Source organism: Porphyromonas macacae DSM 20710 = JCM 13914 (assembly GCF_000379945.1).
Classification (GTDB): domain Bacteria; phylum Bacteroidota; class Bacteroidia; order Bacteroidales; family Porphyromonadaceae; genus Porphyromonas; species Porphyromonas macacae.
In genome coordinates this window covers 320,764-342,012 of record NZ_KB904124.1, presented here as the reverse complement: position 1 = coordinate 342,012, position 21,249 = coordinate 320,764, and the positions used below count along the sequence as shown (strand labels likewise).

Below are 21,249 nucleotides of genomic sequence, written 5' to 3'. Positions count from 1 at the left end.
CGAGTGTTATTTGTCTTTATTCTTATGGGTCATGATATGCAGCACGTGCCTGTCCGTCTCGCTCATGGCATCGCGCCCGATGCTCGTCAGATTGTCTATACTGCGGTCTATATCATCGTCTACCACACCTTCGTTGCTGGTAACCACTTTCTGCTCCATAGCCAAAAGAGAAGAAAGCATAGCCGAACTGACACCGCTGGAAACCTTAAGGCTGCAACTGGGTTTTGCCCCGTCGCAAATCATACCGGTCAGGTTGCCCACCATATTCTTAATGGCAAAACCTATTTGTTCCTTACTCCCGCCCATCAAATACGTGATGCCGGCAGCACTTCCCGTAGCCGCCACCACACAACCGCAAAGAGCGGAAAGACGACCTAACTTTTGTTTGATGTAAATAACCATAAGATTGCTCAACAGCAGGGCACGCACCTTCTTCTCTTCGCTCACACCCTCGTCTTCGGCAAAACTCAGTACGGGCAAAGTGGCGGTAATACCCTGATTGCCGCTGCCCGAATTGCTCATTACGGTTACGGGAGCGCCATCCATACGAGCATCGCAGGCGGCGCTGGTATAAGTCAACAAATGAGTAAAAACGGTATCTCCAAGATATTTGCGTCCCAACGGACCTTGAATCATACGGCCGACAGCATGGCCGAAACTGCCTTTGAGAGAGTATTCGGCAGCATTGCGGTTCAGCCTGGCAGCCTCGCTGATAAAGCGAATCTCCTCCAAAGGCATCTGCGTAGCAAAATCATACACCATGCTGAAAGTAAGCGGCACTTCGGGGCCGTCGAAGCTGCTTACACCGCTCTCTTCGCTCCGGCTATCCGCCTGAGTCTCTTTCAATTCACAGGGCTTGCCATCCAAAGTCAGCAGTTTGAGAGCGGTATGTGCATGTTCGATAATGGCTTTCGCTTCGTGTCCTTGGGTATCGCAAAGCGTTGCCTCAATGTAAAGCTTATCCACATCACCTTCTTTCAAACCAATATCGATGAATTTACCTTCCATAAGTTTACGAGCCTCGGCAAATTGCTCGTCGGAAAAGCCGTCCAAAACTTTCAATTCTTTCTCGGGTGCTGCGATCACAGCGCCCAAAGCAATGGCAATGGGCAGACCTATCATGCCCGTTCCGGGAATACCTACGCCCATGGCGTTTTTCAACACGTTGGCACTCAACTCCAGTTTGATGCTGTCGGGCACACAACCCAAAGCATGAGCAGCATAAGCCACAGTAAGGGCTACGGCAACCGGTTCGGTACATCCCGTGGCGGGTATGACCTCGCGGTGAAGCATCTTGATGATATCCAACTGAGTTTGTCTTTCCATATGAGTAAAAGGTTATATAATATGCAAATATACACCGTCCGCTGCAATTAACGCTATTTCATCACAATTATCCGGGGTTCACAGCCTTTAGCCGTTTCTCCCGGAAAGGGAATTATCCGGATGACTATCTTTGTAAAAAACGAAGACCATCCGGCAAATGAGACCGATAGAGAAATACGAGCGACGCACCTGCTCCCTTGCGTGGGGAACATACTGCAAAGAGTATCGCAACACACAACAAATGCTGGGCTACTGCAAACAGTGCCGCAGCTACGGAATGCTATGGACCTGCCCGCCGTTCGATGGCTACGACCCGACGGCCGGTTTTTCAGAGGATATGACAATCGAAATTATCGTAGACTTGGTCTATCCGTCCGAAGAGTTGAAAAAAGCTGTAATCGCACAACAGTTATCGGTCCGCGAGGCCTGCGAGATGCTGTTCAAGGAAGCACGAGCACGTCTGGACAAAGCACTACTGGAACGTGAGAAAGAGCAGCACGGCAGCACGGTGTTTTTTGCCGGCAGCTGTCATGTATGCCCGGAAGAGCACTGTTCGCGAAAGAAAGGGGCAGCCTGCCGTTTCCCCCGTCGCATGCGCCTGTCGCTGGAAGCCGTGGGTTTCGACCTGAACCGCACGGCATCCGATTTGCTGCATACGGAAATGCTATGGTGCAAGCCCGACGAATTATGCAACTATTTTACACTGGTCAGCGGAATCGTTTATCCGAAATGAACCGTTTCCATAAAAAGAAGGCCGGTATCCCCTTCACGGAGCCCGGCCTGTTCTGTATTTGAGAAAAAACGAACCTGTTCCTCGATATTATATCATCGACAGCAGTTCATCCATAATTTTGCGGTTGTTTGACAGTCTGGGCACCTTATGCTGGCCGCCCAGCTTGCCTTTTTCATCCAACCAGCGGTGGAAAAGCCCTTCGGGTGCCTGCGTAATCCGTAGAGGCAGCAGCGTCATGTTGCTGTACCGTTTGGCCTCATAGTCCGAATTCAACGCCTGCAAAGCACCGTCCAACTCCAGAGCAAAGCAATCCATATCCTTGGGTTTCCGCTCGAACTCGATGAGCCAGTCATGACGTCCTTTCGCCTGATCGGGCAAAAAGAAAGGAGCAGCGGTGTATTCCTTCACCTTCGCCCCCATCTGCTCGCAAACGACAGCCAGCGCCTTGTCGGCATTGCCCACCATCAGCTCCTCGCCAAAAGCATTGATATAACTTTTGGTGCGTCCGGTTATGACGATACGATAAGGCATATCCGTTTCAAAACGAACCGTATCGCCAATCAGGTAACGGTAAAGACCACCCGAAGTCGTAATCACCATGGCGTAGTTTTTATACAGCTCGACTTCCCAGAGAGGCAACAGTTTGGACGGGTCACAAACGGGCGTACGGCTTTCATCCAATTCCTCAAGAGGCAGAAACTCGAAAAAGACGCCATAGTCGAGCATCAGCATCATGGCAGAAATAGAGAGATCGTCCTGCAGGGCAAAAAATCCTTCGGAGGCATTGTACGTCTCCATGTATTTCATGCGCGGAGAGGAAATAAGTTCCCGATACGTTTCCCTGTACGGCTGAAAACTGATGCCTCCGTGGAAGAACACTTCCAGGTCCGGCCAAACTTCGCTCAGATCATTGCATCCCGTCTTTTCCAGAACACGACGTATCAGCACCAGCATCCAGCTCGGTACTCCGGAAAGGCTGCCCACACGGGCCGGGATAACCTCATCGACAATCTTTTCCAGCTTCGACACCCATTCGCTCATCAGCAGAGTGCTGCGCTTGGGTACACGAATGGCATCCCCCAGCACCGGCATATGTTGAACGAGCACTGCACTCAAATCACCCATACGAGCTTTGGCATTCAAGGGTGTGGGAGCATGACTGCCGCCGAGAAGAAGCCCCTTGGTGTCGAAAAAACGACTGTCCGGCCTGTTCCTCAAATAAAGCGTCAGGGCATCCGAACCGCCTCGATAGTGATTACGCGAGAGATAAGAATAGGGAACGGGAATAAACTTGCTTTTGTCATTTGTAGTGCCGCTGCTCTTGGCAAACCATATACATTTGCCCGGTATCAGCACACCTTCGGCACCATTGATCATTCGCTCCACATCGCCCTTGACATCGTCATAGGTCTGAACGGGCACACGCTCGGCAAATTGGCGGTAAGTCAGACGCCTCTCCAAATGATGCTTCCGGCCGAAATCCGTATGCTGCGCATTATCCAGAATGTAGCGCAACTGCTTCAATTGTATTGTGCGTGGATCTTCGGCATAACGGTCGACGGCGGTCAGTCTGTGACGGAGGAAAGTATTATAAGCAATCTTTGTCTTTAAGTCCATATTCTGCTCTTGATGGAAAAACATTCAACAATCTACTACCGCCCTGTTTATTGCGTTATCATGCTACGGGTCGGCAAATTCTATAAACATAACGCACAAAAAGAACTTTCTTGTATGAGAGAGAGACAGAACTTTCAACCGAACCTCAACATACGTTCCAGAGAAATCAGAGCTCGTTCGCGGATTTCATCGGGCACAGTCACCCGGTATTTTTCTTCGCGTAATGCCTCCAGCACTTCCCAAAGACCGGCCTGCTTCATGTAATGGCAACGGTTTTCCGGCTGAATGGCAATAAACTCTTTACCGGGGTTTTGCTTCTTCAGGAGGTGGAGCGTTTCCGGCTCGGTGGCAATCACGAACTGCTGCTTCGACGAGCGGCTCGCATGAGCCAGAATACCTGCCGTACTGTACATGAAACATCTCGGATGGTTCATTACCGACACATCATTGGCGCCTTTGCTTTCGGGATGAATGAGCACATCTGCTTCGGGGTAGGCATACAGGGCTGCTTCGATCGACTCGGTGTCTATACGCTCGTGCACAAAACAGCAAGCATCCCACAGCTCCATTTCCCTGCCCGTTTCTTTGGCTATGTAGGCTCCCAGATTACGGTCGGGGCCGAAAAGAACGGGTACGCCTGCCGGCAGGCTTTTAACGATTTCCAACGCATTGGAAGAGGTCACACAATAGTCCGTTTCGGCTTTCACGGCGGCAGTGGTATTTACATAACTCACCACTAATCCTGTGGGGTTTTTCTCGTGCCATCGGCGCAAACCTTCGGCATCGGCCCCTTCGGCCAGAGAGCAACCTGCATACTTAGTGGGGGCAAGTACTTTTTTGTACGGAGACAACACGGCTGCCGTTTCGGCCATAAAGTGCACCCCGCAAAACAAAATAATATCGGCCTGCGTTTCCGCAGCCTGTCTCGAAAGCTGCAGGGAATCTCCTATAAAATCGGCAATATCCTGTACCTCGGGACGAGCATAATAATGCGCCAGAATAAGCACGTTTTTCTCTTTCTTCAAACGTGCAATTTCAGCTATAATTTCTTCTTTTTTCATCTCTTCGTTTAAGTGTTTCGACTGCCCGGAAGTGCATCAAGCCGGGTCGAGAACGAAATTCATACTGATATCCAGCGCCGTTACGGAGTGCGTAAGGGCTCCCACGCTGATGAAATCGACTCCCACGGCAGCCACTTTAGCAAGTCTTTCACGCGTCATGTTACCCGACGCTTCGGTATAACAACGGCCGTCGATGATGTCAATCGCCTCTTTCATGGTCTGCGTATCCATATTGTCCAGCATGATCACATCCACATCCAGCTCCACGGCTTCGCGCACTTCGTCCAGCGTAGCGGTTTCCACCTCCACCTTCACCGATACGGGCACCGTCCGGCGCACCGCCTCCACGGCTGCCGCTATGCTGCCTGCCGCCTTGATATGATTGTCCTTCAAAAGCACCATATCATGCAACCCCATACGGTGGTTGAGTCCGCCACCGTGGCGTACCGCCATTTTATCGCATATGCGCAAGCCCGGGGCCGTTTTTCGGGTATCCAGAATACGGGTCTTCGTTCCGCGCAATTCAGCTACATAGCGGGCTGTTTCCGTAGCTATGCCGCTCATCCGCTGCAACAGGTTCAGAGCCAGACGCTCTCCCTGCAGCAAAGTGCGATAACTGCCCCGCATACGCAGAATAATCTGCCCGCGGTGCACGCTGTCGCCGTCCTGCACCAGCTGCTCCCACTCCACCTTGTCGGGGAAACGATCGAAAACTTTCCGAGCTACGGCCAGACCGGAGATAATGCCGTCGGCCTTCATTTTCAACTCCGCCACTGCCGAATCGCTTCGGGCAATAATGGAGTTTGTGGTTATATCTCCCGTGGCAATATCTTCATCAAAAGCAATATCCAGCATCCGCTCTATCAATACTTCTTCATTTACCATATTTCATATATATCGATTACAAACAATCCCTTTCATTATAATAAGATACTCAAAAAAGATTGTTTTCATGTTATTTCAGTCTATTCTCCAGATGTCTTTTGTACTCCTCCCGTGGCTCGGGGTAGTCCCGGCGGTAATGTCCGCCTCTGCTTTCCTTACGCTGTATGGCTCCGCGTGTCACTAATTCGCCCACATCCAGCAGTTGGGCGGCAAAGCGGGAGTAAAGGTTGCTGGCAGCACTCAAATCCAGCAGAAGCCTCATCTCCTCGATCTGATGCAAAGCCTTTTCCAGCCCCGGTGCATCACGCACGATACCCACATAATTCATCATGGTCTTGGCCAAATCATGCTTGATCTTTTCGTACAGCTCGCTGCTTAGCGGTCTGGGCAGATGTGCATTGTAGGCATAAGAAGTAAGGCTGTGACCCACCTGTACCCGGGCATCCTCTACCACACGGTGACCGAAGACCAGACACTCGATCAAAGAGTTCGATGCCAAACGGTTAGCTCCCATGATGCCCGTACTGGCCAACTCGCCCACGGCATACAGATGCGGCACCGTAGTCCGGCCGTAAAGATCCGTAACCACACCGCCCACAGTATAATGGGCAGCAGGAACAACGGGAATCTTATCGGTAAAATCGAGCCCCAACTGTTTGCAATGCTGTGTAATGGTGGGGAAGCGATGCCGGATGATATCCTTATCGAGATGAGCAAGAGACAGGTAAACGAAGTTATCGTCCAAACGCTGCATCTCCTGAAAAATTTGTCTTGCCACCACATCGCGCGGTGCCAATTCGGCCAATTCATGTACGCCCGGCATAAATCGCTCTCCGCGGCTGTTCAGCAGATAGGCGCCTTCGCCCCTCACAGCTTCGCTGATAAGAAAAGAATGCCCCGTTTCCGAATAAAGAGCCGTAGGATGAAACTGCACAAACTCCAGATCGCGCACCTTACAACCGGCATGGTAGCAAATGGCGATGCCGTCTCCTATGCTCACATTCGGATTGGTGGTGCGGTCGTAAATGGCGGCCGACCCTCCGGTAGCCATCACGATATGCTTGCCGCAGTACACTTCTTCGCAGTCCTTAGACCAGTTCCACACACTCACGCCATAGCAGCCTTCATCATCTACCAACAGGTGCACAGCCTGCCTTTCGGTAAAAAGTCTGATGCGTTTATCCCGCTTGACCTCTTCAATCATAAACTCCGTTACCTTACGCCCTGTGCTATCGCCTCCGGCATGCAAAATACGCTTATGGCGGTGTCCGCCCTCCAAACCCAAGGAAAGATCGCCTCCGGCCTCCACATCGAAGTGCATGCCCAAAGCAATAAGTTCGCGGATACGGTGTGGAGCTTCTTCGGTCAGTATGCGCACGGCTTCCTCGTCGCAGAGCCCGCGCCCGGCTTCTATGGTATCTTCAAAATGGTTCGACGGCTTATCATCTTCAGCTGTAACGGCAGCAATGCCGCCCTGTGCATAATATGAATTGCTGTCTGTTATGTCCTCTTTCGTAATAATAGCAACGGTGGCACCCGTCAGGGCCGCTCTATGTGCGGTATACAAACCGGCCAGCCCCCCACCGACTACGATATAATCGAATTGATACATTTCTTCTTTCGATAAGATTTGCAGAATGGTATGAGGCAAAGGTAACTAATAACTTTTGCTTGATGAGCCGGTTAGTCCGATTAGCTATATATAATCTTATGGCAAAAGGGGTGAAAAGCCTCTTCATACACCATATTTATATATACAAAAGAAACGGTATCCATCCGTTTGGCAGATCTTGCCGTAGAAACGAGCAGGGCCGGATGATTTGTCTTTATGGGTGTTTGTCGATTTTGACAGGAGTAATCTCGTCCAATGCCACGTACCACAAAAAGCCTTTTATGGGGCTGTAGCCCATCTGTGCGAGTAACTGCATATACTCCCGTACTTGCGTGAAATGTTTCTTACTGCGATATGCCCCGAATTTGTAGTCTATGACTGTGGCGCTTCCGTCCGGATGAATCAGAATACGGTCGGGTCTGCGGCTGCCTTCTATTTCGCGGCCGATAATGGCTTGTTCGCGCAGTAGCGTATCTTTTCCGTTGAACCAGGAGGCTACGGTGGGGTTCTCCATCATCTGTAAGAGCTCTTTTTTTAGCATTTCGGCCCGGTCGTATGTGATCAGCCCCTTTCCCATAGCAGCTTCGATGGCTTCCGGAATGTCGGCCGGCTGCTTGATCTCCTGAAGAATCAAGTGCATGATGCGTCCCAGACGGCGAGGGTTATCCTCTTTGAAGAAATCGCGCCCTTCCATCAGTACGCCGATGCGTTGGCGAACGGGGTTGCTGCCTATACTCTTAAGCTGTATGGTTTCGTTCGGTTTTTTGTCTTCTTTTTCCTGTTTTTCCGTCGGCAGGTATGGCAGTGGAGGCATTTCTTTATCGACAACCTGCTTGCTCAGGAAGAGTTGATTATTTCTTTCGTCGGTCTCATTCAGTGAAGTCAGACACGATTGAATCATCGACTCGAAGCGGGTGACACGCTGTTTGTCCTGCTTTGCCTGTTTTATCCACAGGTGCAGTTCGCGTTTGGCACGGGTCGTTCCTACGTAGAGCACGTTCAGTTGATCCAAAAGCATGTGGCTCACCTCGTCGATATAGTACTGCTTGAATACGGTGTCGAGCAGTTGTTTGTTGTATTCGACAGGCATTTCGAAGTCGAAACGGTTGTCGAATTTCGATATATCGCACCAGAGGAAGTCATTGCTCCCATGCGTCCTGACGGAGAAGTCGAGGAATGGCATCAACACTACGGGAAACCCCAGTCCTTTACTTTTGTGCAGGGTCATGATGGTTACGGCATGGGCGGCGGCCGATTCGGGGATGGTCTCTTTGTTGAGACGCGTTTCCCATAAATCGAGAAACTCTTTTATGTCTGCCGAGAAATCGGCCTGTGCTCCGGCAATCAGATCCAGCAGCTTGAGTACATAAGGCCATTCCCCTTCCGGAATCAATGGCTCGAAAATGTTGATAATCATTTCTGCCGCTTCGGCCACGTTCAGATCTGCGCAGGCTGCTATCTTTTCCGTATCGACCGATGCACCGACTGCCGTTTGAGGGTCATTTCTTTTCAGCGTTTCGTAGGAAACACGGTAAGCCTCTTGCAGGCGGAGGGTGTTTAATGGAGTTTCCGAAGTGTTGCCCGAGATGAAACAGAGTGCTGCTATAATCAGCCTTACGGATGCGGAATTACGTACTTTGAGCGCTTCGGCCGAAACCACCTGTATGCGTTCCCCTTCGGGTGTGCGGTACTTCAATATGGCGTCGGCGATGATCTCCGCATCGCGGTTGGTACGTACGAGGATAGCAATGTCCGACGGGCCGTATCCGCGCCGGGTGATGTCGTATATTGTTTCGCAAAGATCCTGCAGGCGTATCTCTTCGATATCGGCAACCGGTGCTTCGTCGAGCGGTTCCATTTCATCCGCTTCGTCCGTTTCCTCCGGCAGATAATGAACGACCACAGCCCCGCTCTCTTCTTTGTGCGATGCCGGTACCTGCTGCTCCACTTGCGAGTAGGTTTCGGTGAAGAGCTTCAGGGCGGTTTCGTACTCCTCGTTGAAGAGTTGCTCCAGGTGTTCTGCAAAGGATTTATAGAAGGCGTTGTTGAAGCGTATGATTTCGGGGACGCTGCGCCAGTTGCGATCCAGATTGTACTCTCTTACATAGTGGCTGAAATCTGCAGGTACCTGCCCGGACAGTAAGCTGCTGTCCGAATTGCGAAAGCGGTAGATGCTCTGCTTGACATCGCCCACGATAAGGTTGCCGTATTGTTTGTCCAAACTTTCTTTCAGAAGCGGTTTGAAGTTGTCGTACTGCAATCGGCTGGTATCCTGAAACTCGTCCAGCATGTGGTGGTGTATCTGTGCGCCCAGTTTTTCATAGATAAACGGTATTTCGCATCCGTCTATGATACGGTTGATGAACTGTGTAGCATCGGTAATGAGGCTGACGTTGTTTTCGCTGCTTATCCGGTTGAGTTGCTCCTGCAGCGCACTGATCAGGGCAAATGTATTCAGGTTTTTGAGTATTGCCCGGGCGGAGGCGTAGTCCTTACCTTCCTTTTCGGTGTAATTATAAAGATCGATGATAAGCGAGCGGATTTCGTCGATGGCTGTGCCGTCTGCCTGTGCGGAGTTTTTCGTTGCAGCTTTCAGGATACCCTTTTCCTGCTCTTTCCACTCACCGGGGGCGGGAGTTGCCGTGGCCACGTTACGGATGGCTGCCGCCAGCTCCGTTTCTTTGGGTTTGCGGAGCAGCTTTTCCAATCCTTTTACCAGATTTTTGTTTACACGCTCCTGAGGTATTCGCCCGGCATCGTTCAGCAGCTCAAGGAGCTGCCCGGCCTGCTGCTGCCGTTTTTTTTCAAAAACAGCAATGGATGAGTGGCAACGTTGCTTCAGCTCTTTGAATTCTTCGGGCGAAATGATTTTAACGGAGTTTTGTTTGAATCGTTCGGAGAAGAGTTCTTTACCGATGCGTATCAGCCCGGCTTTGATGTTGCTGTTTCTGCCCTGTTCGATTTGTTCTTCGGCAATCTCTTTGAGCCAGTCGATCAGTTCTTTCTTTTGCTCTTTGCCCATATCGGGGTTGTGGTCCAGACTGTCTAAAAGGCGAGTGGCTGCAAGATCCAGCATGATTTTAGCATCCATCTCCAGCCTGTAATGCGAGGGCATATTCAGCTCGCGGGCAAAGGCGCGGATCACTTCTTGAAAAAAAGCGTCTATCGTCTTGACCCTGAAAGCATCATAGTCGTTCATAACATTGTACAACGTTTCGCCTGCTTTTTTCTGCAGTTCTTCCACGCTTATTCTCAGCTTTTCGCAAAGTTCGTCCGTGAAAGCCGACTCCTCCGGTACTATGGCTACAGTGTGCAGCTCCTTCACGAAACGTTCTTTCATCTCGGCCATGGCCTTGTTGGTAAACGTTACGGCCTGTATGTGCCTGAAAGCTCCGGGTCTGCTTAAAGACAGCAAGAGAAACTCTCCTGTCAATTTGTGCGTTTTTCCGGCACCAGCCGAAGCTGTATATACACTGAGCTGCATGAGAGTTGCGTTTGAGAACGAAAAAAGAAGAATGTGGCGAGAGCGGGAAATCAGTCGTTATCGTCTTCTGCGGTCAGATCGATTTTCTCATCATCCTTGCCACGGTTGAAATAGAGTTTGCGCAGCGGATTGCGGTTGGCTTCGTAGTAGGTCCTGCGGTTGCGGTAGATGTCTATTGCCGTGTAGATGGCTTCGCGCATGGAAACCTCGGATGCAATACCCTTGCCGGCGATATCGTATGCCGTACCGTGGTCGGGCGATGTGCGCACGATGCTCAATCCGGCAGTAAAGTTTACGCCCCGGTCCATGTAGAGCGTTTTGAACGGAGCCAATCCCTGGTCGTGGTACATGGCCAGAATACCGTCGAACGAATCCAGCGTGTTGGGCGATCCCCAGAAACCGTCTGCAGCAAAAGGACCGTGAACAAAGATGTTCAATGCCTTGGCCTGTTCCATTGCCGGTTTGATGATCCTTTGTTCCTGCTCTCCGATCAGCCCTTTATCTCCGGCATGCGGATTGAGTGCGAGCAGGGCTATTTGCGGCTTTACGATGCCGAAGTCACGGATCAGGCTATGCTCCATAAGCCGGAGTTTCTGCAGGATCAGTTCGGGTGTGATTGCACCGGCTACTTCGTTCAATGGCAGGTGTGTGGTGACAAGAGCTACACGGGTGTTTCCGGAGCAGAGTATCATCAGAGATTCTCCCGGTTTTTCGGCTGCTGCTTCCTGCAAATAGTCGGTATGTCCTTTGTATGGAAAAATTTCTTTCGGCATGGCTGCCTTATTGATAGGCGCCGTGACCAGTACGTCGCACAAACCTTTCATCACGTCCTGCGTAGCGCAAAACAATGCTTCGGCTGCCGCTTGTCCGCTGTCTGCCGTTGCTTTGCCCGGATCTACCATCCATTCGCGGCAGCCGCAGTTGATGATGTTTACCCTGCCATCGCGCACTTCGCTCACATCGTTTACCGGCACCCATTTTTTATGTTCTTCGGGTTTCTGCTCCAGGCGTTTTCGCCAGAAAGCTTCCACACGCGTGGAGCCGTAGATGACGGGCGTACACAATTCGAGCATAAGCTCTTCTTCGAATATCTTGAATAAAATCTCGTAGCTGATGCCGTTTATGTCGCCTTGAGAGATGGCTATGCGTAGCTTTCTGTTTTCCATTTCATTGTAAATGTTGTCCGAGACCGTTTCGATAGAAGTACCGGAATAAGTGATTCAGTTTAAGTTTTTTTCAAAAACGCCGGTTAATTCATTCTGGTGTATTTACACTTGAGGATATTTTCCGGGTCGAATTTCTTTTCGGTGCCCGGCCTGAATGTATAAAGCATGGATTCCATCATCCTGAGCAACGTCAGGAGATCGTCGTTCGGGTTGTAGACAAAGCCTTCCACCACGTACACCTTACCCTCCTCTTTGTTGGCGTATGCCTGGCTTACGAACGGGCCGCCCATGCGTGCCTTGCCGTGCATGTGCCAGAGGCCGCGCAGCTCTCCGCGCACCGTGCCGTCGTGCATGGTGACATAACGGTGGTATAGAGAATATTCCCTCTGTGTGGTAGGATAGGAGTCTTCATAAGCTCCCTGTATGTTTTCGCGCAGCACCGAGTCGCGCATCTCCGTCATGCGGTCGATACCCAGAGAGCCTTGACCCGTATACGGGTAGGTATAGATCAGCAGATCATGACGTTTCCGCGGCAGGCTGTTGGACATCCACAGAAAATCTTTCCCGAATTTCCACCCCACGATATCGCCGGGAGCATTGATGCGGTGATTGAAAATGCTGTCGGCATTGCGGTCTGCACTGCCACTGTACGATTTTTCCAGAACTTCGCCGAAGAGGAAGAGCTCGTGGTTGATAAAACGATTCATGATGCCCTCTTTGTTGCGATCGATGTAGGCATTCAACGAGTCGGGAGAAACGCTGTTGATGCGTATCACGATTTGTCCTTTGGCCCACTCGTCATAGCTGTATTTGAGTGAGGTGGTTGTAAACCGCTCCGGGTCTACGTCTACCAGAAGAACGTTGCGCACGTATCTCAGGAAGCTGTCGAAACTTTCCAGATTTACCCGTGAAACACGCATGGAAGCCTCGTTTTGCGGTAAACCGATTGCAGGCTCCACCAGCATGTTCTGTATCTTTTTCCCTGTTTGGTCATTAAGATGTTTTTTGTTGATAGCCAGCATGACCTCTCCCGGTTTACCCGTAGACCGGGTGAAAGTGCCGCCCCCGCCGCCGTTGCTGCAGCTGCCGAGGCCTAAAAGCATGGCAGAGCAGGTTAAAATGATCTTTATTGTGTTCCCGATTCGATGATTGATAGTTGGCATAGATGTATCGTTTTTTGTGTATGGTTTCAAATTTAACAAAAACAGCTTAAAAAGAAGACGTTGCACTTGTTTTCTCCAGCAGACAGACGGCATGGGCGGCTATCCCCTCTTCTCTGCCCGTAAATCCCAGTTTTTCCGTTGTCGTGGCTTTTACCGAAACATTCTCCACCGGCAAATGCATGATGCCGGCGATAACCTCTCGCATCCGGTCTATGTGCGGTCTTAGTTTCGGTCTTTCGGCTGCGATGGTTATGTCGGCATTTACGGGTCGATAACCGTTCTCTTTCAACAAGGCAATAACTTCGCGAAGCAGTATTTTACTGTCGATATCCTTATATTTCATGTCGGACGGAGGAAAGTGCGTGCCGATGTCTCCCAAAGCTGCCGCTCCGAGCAGGGCGTCGCTCAGTGCGTGTAAAGCCACGTCGGCATCACTGTGCCCGTCCAGTCCTTTTTCATGGTCGATGCGTATGCCGCCCAACCAGAGTTCGCGCCCCCGGCAGAGGCGGTGAACATCGTATCCGAAACCAATTCTAAAAGGGATCATTTTCTCCGTTTTTACTTCCATAAATTCTTCAACTGATCCGGCTCCACGGCGAGGGTGATGCTGAAAGTGCCGTCAAGCGCATTGTTCGGCGTGGTGGCGATCTGATAGGCTGCATCTACGGTAAAACCGTTGTAGCGTACGCCCGCTCCGAAACCGAACAGTTGCATTGCTCCCTTGTCGGGATGGATATAACTGTATCCCATACGTGCAAAGAACATTTGGCGATAAGTATACTCCATGCCTGCATTCCACAGAATCTCTTTCATCTCTTCGCTAAAGCCACCGGGGGCATCACCCAGACTTTTGAATATGCCGGCGAGGGCTGAGGTGTTGTAATAGTCTGCAAAAGCCTTGTCCCGGAGCTCCGAAGATTTGGGGTCATACATCGGCGGCGTAGGCACCAGCAGTTTGTTCAGCTCCACGTTTACCTCCAGTGCATGTGCCGGAGCAAGATCCATACTTAACCCTGTTCCCAGACCAAGATTCGTGGGAATAAATCCTTTGTGGCTACCCCCGTCGAAGCTGATTTTTGTGCCAATATTTTTGATGTTGAAGCCGGCACGCCAGCGCATATCCTGCTTAAACAGGTATATGGGCTTATCCATATAGCCCGCAATATCCATGGCAAAGGCGTGTCCTTTGCCGATACCTTCGCGCTGAATGCCGGGGTCGGCATAAATGTACCGCAAGGCTGCCGCCATTGAAAAAGAGGCGGAGAGTCTGCGCGAGTAGGCGATGTCGAAGGCCAACTCGCTGGCGCTGACCTGCCCCACTTTATTCAGCATATCGTCCCATTGGATCATTTTGCCCGTAGAGAAATAGCGCAGAGAGGCGCTTATGGTTTGATCGGTGCCTGATGACAGTTTGTAGAAGCCACCTATATTCATCAGAGCTATACCGTCCGTCAGCTTGCTGAGCCATGGTGTGTAGCCGATATAAGCTCCCGATTTTGCCATCGTAGAGGCATATTTGGCAGGATTCCAGTATTGGGCGTAAAAGTCGGCCGAGGAAGCCACGCCCAGATTACCCATGGCGGCAGCCCGTGCATCGGGTGTGATGGCCAGTGAGGGTACGGAGGTGATAACAGGGTTTACTTGCTTTGTTTGGGCTTGTAAGCCACAGGCCAGAAAAGCAATCGTTACGATTGCAGGCAGAAAGCGTGTTGAGCGCATAGGTCTTGATGCTGTAGTCTGATTTTGAGAAACAAAACTGTTTATTAAGCAGAAAGATAACCAGAATTTCCCTAACTGCACTTATCTCATGCCTTTTTACATGATAACGCTTGTGCTTTCACTGTTCATAAACAGATTAAGCAGAATCGGGATATGAGAAAGTTTCCGGGATTGGTACGGCGTTGATATGGCATAGATGAATACGATCCCCCCTCCTTTACGAAAAAGAGGGTTGTAAAACAAACGATGAAACGAATCCTGAAAATGCGACAAAGAGGAGAAAGAGAAAACAAGGAAATATATCTCTAAAGGTGAGCAGGGAATGATTCCCAAAATCAGCATTGTTTTCTCATTGAAATAAGGAATGCTATTTGATTCGCTTGAAACGTCGGTGTTCAGTGCCGAATGTTCCTTTTGAGTATGTTGTGCCGACTTTTTGCCAGACCATCTCTTTGGAAGTGAGTTTGACGATGGTATAGCTTTCTCCGGAAAAGTCGGACATCTGAGGATTCAGCGTTAGGACATTCTCTCCGAACATGCCAAGTGCATAATATCCTTTGCTGACAGACATTTTATGTGAAAGTATGTCGTAAGATGTTTGTACATAAGCATTTTCTCCGAGAAAATCGTATTCGATTCTTCCATCCATACAAAATTCGGAATTGTCATAACATTCGTTCCATTTCCCTTGAAGATGGTTCAACCGGATTTCCTCCTTGCTGCAAGAGATTGCAATAAGGGAGATGATTGTAATGATGAAAATATGTTTCATTGTTTCTTCTTTTCAGTTGTTTCTATATCAATGACTTTTCTGAATGTTGTTTGTGAACTTGTATTATCACAAGAACGGGAAAAGATGTGAAGTCTTTACTCGTTGTATTGTTTTCAGACTCTTATGTTAAAAATACGGCAATTATTATAAACCTGCAATAGTCAAAAAGATGATTTTACTGGGGGGGGGGGGGATTTTACAAAGTGAGCTTTTTGTTGCCTTAGAACCATCTCAACTTACTGACAAAAGCTGACATTTTTACCTTTTCGTTTTGTTCGTGTCCGGATTTCCGGAAAGTTGGAGTATCGTTGTTTTTTAATCGAAGGTATCGTATCTTCGGAATAAAGTATGAAAAAGATCATTATTGCCATCGACTCTTTTAAGGGTTGCCTTACTTCCATTGAAGCCGGAAGGGCTGCAGAGGCCGGGGTGCATGCAGCCTGTCCCGAGTGCGAAACGACACTTGTGCCCGTGTCCGACGGCGGAGAGGGTATGCAGGATGTGCTGATCGGTGCAACGGGCGGACGGCGGATTCCTGTTCGTGCTCATTCCCCTCTGATGGAAATGATCGAAACATATTACGGTATCTCCGGAGACGGACTGACGGCTTTTATCGAAATGGCCAGTATCAGCGGTTTGCCGCTTGTGCCGGAAGGGAAGCGCAACCCGATGAAAACAACGACTTACGGCACGGGGGAATTGATAAAAGATGCTTTGGAACGGGGTTGCCGTAATTTTATTATCGGTATCGGCGGAAGTGCTACCAATGATGCGGGATTAGGAATGTTGCAGGCATTGGGTTTCCGTTTCTACGACAAATCGGGGGTGGAATTGGGGACTGCTTCACCTTTGTGCGGAGGCCTGCTGTCCGAAGTCTTTGCAATCGACCGTACATTCGCTCATCCTGCTCTGGCGGAGTCGCAGTTTACGGTGGCATGCGATGTGCGCAATCCTTTTTGCGGCCCCACCGGAGCCGCACATGCTTTTGCACGGCAGAAAGGGGCGGATGAAGAAATGATTGCGCGACTGGATGCTTCGATGCGGCATTTGGCTGAAGTTATCCACCACCGGACCGGCAGAGATATTTCGCAGATACCCGGTACGGGTGCTGCCGGCGGTATGGGTGGCGGTTTGCTGGCTTTTCTGAATGCCGAGCTCAAACCCGGCATACAATTGTTGCTTGATACTCTCCATTTCTCGGACATCATATGGGATGCCGACCTTATTCTGACCGGAGAGGGTAAAGCCGATAGACAAACTTTGATGGGTAAGGTGCCGTCCGGTATTCTGAACGAGGCTGTGAAGCAACAGATTCCGGTGATTTTGCTTTCCGGCAGCATTGAAGACGAAAAAGAGTTGAACGGTGCCGGATTTTTGGGAGTCTTTTCAATAACTCCTTCTCCCGTTGCTTTACAACGAGCCATGGAACCGGCTTATGCACGGGAAAACATAAAACGAACGGTGGAGCAGATTTGCCGTATGATCAATTGGGGCGAACGCCACGGACAGTCATCCGGATAATGGTTTTGAGGGGGGGGCTGGTTACTTTCTTTTCGATATACTTTTTCTTGGGAAAAATAGAGGCTTTGAAATAAAAAAAGTCACTATGCTCACGCACGGTGACTTTTGAAGTCGTTAATCTTAATTGTTTAATCATGAAAAACACATTGCAATGTTACTACTTTTTTTTGAAAAAAACAAATTTTAACTCATTTTTCTCGAATAAAAATGTTAATCGGCGTTCCGCTGAAGTCCCAATGGCTTCTGATTTGGTTCTCCAGAAAGCGTTTGTAGGGCTCTTTCACCCATTGAGGTAAATTGGCGAAAAATGCGAAGCTGGGTACCATTGTGGGGAGCTGCATGACATATTTAATCTTTATGTATTTCCCTTTCCATGCCGGAGGAGGTGTTTGCTCGATGATGGGCAGCAGTACCTCGTTCAGCTTGTGTGTGGGTATGCGGTTCGATCTTTTTTCGTATACGCTGCGCGCTGTTTCCAGGACTTTGAAGATGCGCTGTTTGGTCATAGCCGAAATAAACAGGATGGGGAAGTCCGTAAACGGGGCAAAGCGGCTGCGGATGGCTTCTTCGTATTGCTTTTGTGTTCTGGTATCTTTGTTTTCCACCAAATCCCATTTGTTTACGCACACCACTAATCCTTTGCTGTTTTTTTGTATAACCGAGAAGATATTGGCATCCTGGCTTTCGATGCCGCGCGTAGCATCGATGAGCAGCAGGCAGACATCACTGTTTTCGATAGCCCTTATGGATCGAATCACGGAGTAATACTCCAAGTCCTCTTCCACCTTGCCTTTTTTACGAATACCGGCCGTGTCCACCAGTTCGAATTCCAGACCGAATTTATTGTAATGGGTATAAATAGAGTCGCGTGTGGTGCCTGCCACATCGGTAACAATGTGTCTGTCCTCTCCGATAAAAGCGTTCATCAGCGATGATTTTCCGGCATTCGGACGGCCTACGATAGCCAGCCTGGGAATAGTCCGCTCTTCCTCTTCTTCCGTTGGTTCGGGCAGGTTTTTTACAGCGATATCCAGCAGATCGCCTGTGCCGGAACCGTTGGCAGCAGAGATACAGACGGGGTCGCCCAGCCCTAAAGAATAGAATTCGTAAGAGTCTGCGTGTTGTGAGAAGTTGTCGGTTTTGTTGACCACCAGAATCACCGGCTTTTTACTGCGCCGGAGTTTGTTGGCTACTTCTTCGTCCTGAGGAGTTATGCCATTGTTGACGTCTACCAGAAAAAGGATAACATCGGCCTCTTCCATGGCAAGCTCTACCTGTTTGTTGATCTCTTCCTCAAATACGTCGTCCGAGCCTACCACCCATCCGCCGGTATCTACAACGGAGAATTCACGATTCAGCCATAGAGCTTTTCCGTATTGGCGGTCGCGTGTGGTGCCCGGCACCTCGGTTACGATTGCATGGCGGGTTTGTGTCAGTCGGTTAAAGAGGGTGCTTTTGCCCACATTCGGACGGCCTACTATTGCTATTAAACTACTCATCTTTCACTTTTTGGTGTATTATACAGTCATGTGTTGCCTGTGTAAAATTCTCAGGTCAAGAAAGGTTTACGCCCCAGGCAGAGAGCGTTGTATCCTTTTACAGGAAAAATCAATCCTCTTGTCTGTACCCGAAGTTGCGCAGATAGGCTTCGTTGCTCCGCCAGTCTTTCTCTACTTTTACAAACAGTTCCAAATAAATTTTCTTTTCGAAAAATTTTTCCAGATCCTTGCGTGCCATTGCTCCCACTTTTTTGATCGCAGCGCCTTTATGTCCGATGATAATACCTTTTTGGGAGTCTCGCTCTACGATTATAACGGCCTGAATGCGTATAAGGTTTGCCTGTTCCTCAAAAGTTTCCACAACCACTTCTACGGCATAGGGTACTTCTTTTTGATAATAAAGCAGAATTTTCTCCCGGATAATTTCGGTTACAAAAAATCTGGCAGGCCTGTCTGTAAGCGCATCTTTTTCAAAAAACGGAGGAGAGGGCGGTATCAATTCTTCGATACGTTTGCGCAAAGGTTCTACATTGAACTTGCTTTTGGCCGATATGGGGATGATCTCTGCTTTCGGCAGCAGCGTATGCCATCGCTCCACCAGCTCTTCCAGTTGTTGCTGATTGCCCAGATCTATTTTGTTGATGATAAGCAGGGTCGGGCATTGCATACGTTTCACCCGCTCCACAAAGTCTACGTTTTTATCCGGCTGTTCGATAACGTCTGTTACATAGAGCAGCACATCCGCATCGCCCAAAGCCGACTTTGACGACTCCAGCATAGACTCTTGGAGTTTATAGTTGGGTTTCAATACACCCGGCGTATCGCTGTAAACGATTTGCATCTCTTCCGTATTCACAATACCTAATATACGGTGTCTGGTGGTCTGGGCTTTCGATGTGATGATGGAGATACGTTCACCCACCAGTAAATTCATCAGCGTGCTTTTGCCCACGTTGGGGTTGCCCACGATGTTTACGAAGCCAGAGCGATGCTTTTTGTCTGCCGAGGTTTGAGGTGATATGCCGTCGTTCATGTTTGTTTTCGTCTTTTATCGGTTGGCCGGGCACCAGGTTCCCGGTCTGTGTGTCTCATCAAAAGAAAAGCTATGGGGCTGAAAGACATTGCCTTTCCTGCCCCATTAGCGATATTTCCGGTTCGAGACCCTATTTATATTTATAGAGGAGGATTACTGCTTTCCTCTGCAGAAGCTTCGGCTTCCGTTTCTGCCGGATCGATTTGAGCATTGATACGCTTGGCACCGTCGTAGGCCCATTTCACATACATGGCTCCCCATGTGAAGCCGGATCCGAAAGACGTCAGAATAAGCACGTCGCCGCGGTTCAGCTGTTTTTCCCATTGCCACAGACAGATGGGTATAGTAGCGGAGCTGGTATTGCCCGTTTCCTGAATGTTGATCATCACATGATCTTTGGGCACTTCGAGGTGGCGTGCCACGGCATCGATGATGCGCAGGTTGGCCTGATGGGGGATGAACCACGTTACATCGTCCTTAGACAGCGCATTGCGGCGCATGATCTCCGAACAGGATGAACTCATGCCCAATACAGCATTTTTGAATACCGCCTGTCCTTCCTGATAAACGAAATGCTCCCGTTTTTCTACGGTTTCGGTTGTTGCAGGGCTTACCGATCCGCCACTCTTCATGATAAGCTGTTCCTTGAAATCGCCGTTGGTTCGGAAATAAGCATCCATCACGCCGTTTTCCTGTTCGGTAGCTTCCAGAAGTACACAGCCGGAGCCGTCGCCAAAGAGCGGTGCTGTGGCGCGGTCTGTATAGTCCACAATTGCCGACATCTTTTCGGATGCGACCACAACGAGGCGTTTGTATCGGCCGGAACGTATGTAATTGGCTCCGGTTTCCAAAGCATACATAAAGCTTGGGCAAGCCGATTGCAAGTCGAATGTAAAGGCATTGAGACAGCCGGTTTCATGTGCTACGATAGATGATGAAGTGGGAAAATGGTAGTCGGGTGTTACCGTGGCCATAATAATACCTTCGATGCTTAGCGGGTCGATATGATTGCGTTCAAACATATCCAGAACGGCCTGAGTAGCCATATATGCCGCTCCTTTTCCTTTTTCTTTTAATATATGTCTCCGGTCAATGCCCACACGGGTTTTTATCCATTCGTTTGTTGTATCGACCATCTTCTCTAAATCTGCATTCGTAAGCAGATGCGGGGGGAGATATCCTCCTACGGCTGTTATGGCAGCGTTGATTTTATTCATCTCTTTTATTTCTTATCTCATTGTTAATGAATTATATCGTGCTAATTTAATTAAAAGTGCAGATACTTCCATTAAATAACGAAATAATATCGAATAATATCCGGTATTCTTCCTCGTGTTATTTTTGTTCTTGCCTGTGCAGATCTTGACGGCTTATCCGTTTTGCTTTTGTACAGTTTGCATAATTAAAAAGGCTGTCCGAAATTCATAGAGTTCAGACAGCCTTTTGTGTGGTTTTGTAAGGAAGATTTATGCTTCTTCTTTTTCAATAGCCAGTTTGCCGCGGTAGTAGCCGCATTCGGGGCAAACGGTGTGATAAATAAACCATGATGCGCAGTTCGGGCATTTTGCCAAAGCCGGCATCTGAGCCTTGTCGTGTGTACGACGTTTGGCTGTACGAGTCTTAGACTGTCTTCTTTTAGGATGTGCCATCTTTTTTTA

17 protein-coding genes are annotated in these 21,249 nt (G+C 49.4%); 2 read left to right on the top strand and 15 right to left on the bottom strand.

Annotated features, from left to right (window positions below; genetic code table 11):
- Positions 1–6: 6 nt before the first annotated feature.
- Complete coding sequence (locus A3GI_RS0101680; RefSeq protein WP_018359745.1) at positions 7–1,326, bottom strand: L-cysteine desulfidase family protein; 1,320 nt, start codon at positions 1,324–1,326, stop codon at positions 7–9.
- A gap of 157 nt (positions 1,327–1,483) precedes the next feature.
- On the opposite strand from A3GI_RS0101680, the gene A3GI_RS0101675 reads away from it, so the two are divergent.
- Complete coding sequence (locus A3GI_RS0101675; protein WP_025079330.1) at positions 1,484–2,059, top strand: DUF2284 domain-containing protein; 576 nt, start codon at positions 1,484–1,486, stop codon at positions 2,057–2,059.
- An 87-nt stretch (positions 2,060–2,146) separates the two neighbouring features.
- Here A3GI_RS0101675 and A3GI_RS0101670 read toward each other — a convergent pair whose 3' ends face one another.
- The 10 genes from A3GI_RS0101670 to A3GI_RS0101620 all read right to left on the bottom strand — a co-directional run bounded on the left by A3GI_RS0101670 (position 2,147) and on the right by A3GI_RS0101620 (position 15,538).
- Positions 2,147–3,676, bottom strand: coding sequence for a GH3 auxin-responsive promoter family protein (locus A3GI_RS0101670; RefSeq protein ID WP_025079331.1), 1,530 nt, complete (start codon positions 3,674–3,676; stop codon positions 2,147–2,149).
- Positions 3,677–3,810: 134 nt separating this feature from the next.
- A complete protein-coding gene (nadA, locus tag A3GI_RS0101665) occupies positions 3,811–4,737 on the bottom strand; it encodes a quinolinate synthase NadA (protein WP_018359742.1) in 927 nt (308 codons plus the stop codon).
- 36 nt (positions 4,738–4,773) lie between these two features.
- Positions 4,774–5,622: a carboxylating nicotinate-nucleotide diphosphorylase gene (gene nadC / locus A3GI_RS0101660; RefSeq protein WP_018359741.1), complete on the bottom strand. Its 849-nt coding sequence runs from the start codon at positions 5,620–5,622 to the stop codon at positions 4,774–4,776.
- A gap of 70 nt (positions 5,623–5,692) precedes the next feature.
- Complete coding sequence (gene nadB / locus A3GI_RS0101655) at positions 5,693–7,234, bottom strand: L-aspartate oxidase (protein ID WP_018359740.1); 1,542 nt, start codon at positions 7,232–7,234, stop codon at positions 5,693–5,695.
- A 214-nt stretch (positions 7,235–7,448) separates the two neighbouring features.
- A complete protein-coding gene (locus tag A3GI_RS0101650; protein ID WP_018359739.1) occupies positions 7,449–10,718 on the bottom strand; it encodes a UvrD-helicase domain-containing protein in 3,270 nt (1,089 codons plus the stop codon).
- A 50-nt stretch (positions 10,719–10,768) separates the two neighbouring features.
- Positions 10,769–11,884 carry a 4-hydroxythreonine-4-phosphate dehydrogenase PdxA gene (pdxA, locus tag A3GI_RS0101645; protein WP_018359738.1) on the bottom strand — a complete coding sequence of 372 codons (1,116 nt, stop codon included), beginning with the start codon at positions 11,882–11,884 and terminating at the stop codon, positions 10,769–10,771.
- 83 nt (positions 11,885–11,967) lie between these two features.
- The gene (locus A3GI_RS0101640) at positions 11,968–13,047 is read right to left on the bottom strand and encodes a DUF4837 family protein (protein ID WP_235304112.1); all 1,080 of its coding nucleotides are present in this window, start codon (positions 13,045–13,047) and stop codon (positions 11,968–11,970) included.
- Between the two features lie 46 nt (positions 13,048–13,093).
- Positions 13,094–13,615, bottom strand: a complete 522-nt coding sequence (gene ispF / locus A3GI_RS0101635; protein WP_018359736.1) for a 2-C-methyl-D-erythritol 2,4-cyclodiphosphate synthase — start codon at positions 13,613–13,615, stop codon at positions 13,094–13,096.
- Positions 13,606–14,766: a type IX secretion system outer membrane channel protein PorV gene (gene porV, locus A3GI_RS0101630; protein WP_018359735.1), complete on the bottom strand. Its 1,161-nt coding sequence runs from the start codon at positions 14,764–14,766 to the stop codon at positions 13,606–13,608. The genes ispF and porV overlap by 10 nt, the downstream gene beginning before the upstream one ends.
- A gap of 367 nt (positions 14,767–15,133) precedes the next feature.
- Positions 15,134–15,538: a hypothetical protein gene (locus A3GI_RS0101620; protein ID WP_018359733.1), complete on the bottom strand. Its 405-nt coding sequence runs from the start codon at positions 15,536–15,538 to the stop codon at positions 15,134–15,136.
- A gap of 348 nt (positions 15,539–15,886) precedes the next feature.
- Here A3GI_RS0101620 and A3GI_RS0101615 point away from each other — a divergent pair, with 348 nt between their 5' ends.
- Positions 15,887–17,059 (top strand): glycerate kinase family protein, encoded by a 1,173-nt coding sequence (locus A3GI_RS0101615; protein ID WP_018359732.1) that lies wholly within the window; start codon positions 15,887–15,889, stop codon positions 17,057–17,059.
- A gap of 188 nt (positions 17,060–17,247) precedes the next feature.
- Here A3GI_RS0101615 and der read toward each other — a convergent pair whose 3' ends face one another.
- The 4 genes from der to rpmF form a co-directional block, all read right to left on the bottom strand.
- Positions 17,248–18,558: a ribosome biogenesis GTPase Der gene (der, locus tag A3GI_RS0101610; RefSeq protein WP_018359731.1), complete on the bottom strand. Its 1,311-nt coding sequence runs from the start codon at positions 18,556–18,558 to the stop codon at positions 17,248–17,250.
- A 109-nt stretch (positions 18,559–18,667) separates the two neighbouring features.
- Positions 18,668–19,591: a GTPase Era gene (gene era, locus A3GI_RS0101605; RefSeq protein WP_018359730.1), complete on the bottom strand. Its 924-nt coding sequence runs from the start codon at positions 19,589–19,591 to the stop codon at positions 18,668–18,670.
- Between the two features lie 140 nt (positions 19,592–19,731).
- Positions 19,732–20,808 carry a beta-ketoacyl-ACP synthase III gene (locus A3GI_RS0101600; protein ID WP_018359729.1) on the bottom strand — a complete coding sequence of 359 codons (1,077 nt, stop codon included), beginning with the start codon at positions 20,806–20,808 and terminating at the stop codon, positions 19,732–19,734.
- A 249-nt stretch (positions 20,809–21,057) separates the two neighbouring features.
- On the bottom strand, positions 21,058–21,240 hold the full coding sequence (gene rpmF, locus A3GI_RS0101595) for a 50S ribosomal protein L32 (RefSeq protein WP_018359728.1): 183 nt from the start codon (positions 21,238–21,240) through the stop codon (positions 21,058–21,060).
- Positions 21,241–21,249 lie beyond the last annotated feature (9 nt).

Bases quoted from the DNA above. Each gene is read 5' to 3' on its own strand.
- porV (WP_018359735.1), bottom strand. From the start codon at position 14,766: ATGCGCTCAACACGCTTTCTGCCTGCAATCGTAACGATTGCTTTTCTG.
- der (WP_018359731.1), bottom strand. From the start codon at position 18,558: ATGAGTAGTTTAATAGCAATAGTAGGCCGTCCGAATGTGGGCAAAAGC.
- ispF (WP_018359736.1), bottom strand. From the start codon at position 13,615: ATGGAAGTAAAAACGGAGAAAATGATCCCTTTTAGAATTGGTTTCGGA.
- A3GI_RS0101680 (WP_018359745.1), bottom strand. From the start codon at position 1,326: ATGGAAAGACAAACTCAGTTGGATATCATCAAGATGCTTCACCGCGAG.
- A3GI_RS0101670 (WP_025079331.1), bottom strand. From the start codon at position 3,676: ATGGACTTAAAGACAAAGATTGCTTATAATACTTTCCTCCGTCACAGA.
- A3GI_RS0101600 (WP_018359729.1), bottom strand. From the start codon at position 20,808: ATGAATAAAATCAACGCTGCCATAACAGCCGTAGGAGGATATCTCCCC.
- A3GI_RS0101640 (WP_235304112.1), bottom strand. From the start codon at position 13,047: ATGCCAACTATCAATCATCGAATCGGGAACACAATAAAGATCATTTTA.
- A3GI_RS0101615 (WP_018359732.1), top strand. From the start codon at position 15,887: ATGAAAAAGATCATTATTGCCATCGACTCTTTTAAGGGTTGCCTTACT.
- era (WP_018359730.1), bottom strand. From the start codon at position 19,591: ATGAACGACGGCATATCACCTCAAACCTCGGCAGACAAAAAGCATCGC.
- nadC (WP_018359741.1), bottom strand. From the start codon at position 5,622: ATGGTAAATGAAGAAGTATTGATAGAGCGGATGCTGGATATTGCTTTT.
- A3GI_RS0101675 (WP_025079330.1), top strand. From the start codon at position 1,484: ATGAGACCGATAGAGAAATACGAGCGACGCACCTGCTCCCTTGCGTGG.
- A3GI_RS0101620 (WP_018359733.1), bottom strand. From the start codon at position 15,538: ATGAAACATATTTTCATCATTACAATCATCTCCCTTATTGCAATCTCT.
- nadB (WP_018359740.1), bottom strand. From the start codon at position 7,234: ATGTATCAATTCGATTATATCGTAGTCGGTGGGGGGCTGGCCGGTTTG.
- A3GI_RS0101650 (WP_018359739.1), bottom strand. From the start codon at position 10,718: ATGCAGCTCAGTGTATATACAGCTTCGGCTGGTGCCGGAAAAACGCAC.
- rpmF (WP_018359728.1), bottom strand. From the start codon at position 21,240: ATGGCACATCCTAAAAGAAGACAGTCTAAGACTCGTACAGCCAAACGT.
- pdxA (WP_018359738.1), bottom strand. From the start codon at position 11,884: ATGGAAAACAGAAAGCTACGCATAGCCATCTCTCAAGGCGACATAAAC.
- nadA (WP_018359742.1), bottom strand. From the start codon at position 4,737: ATGAAAAAAGAAGAAATTATAGCTGAAATTGCACGTTTGAAGAAAGAG.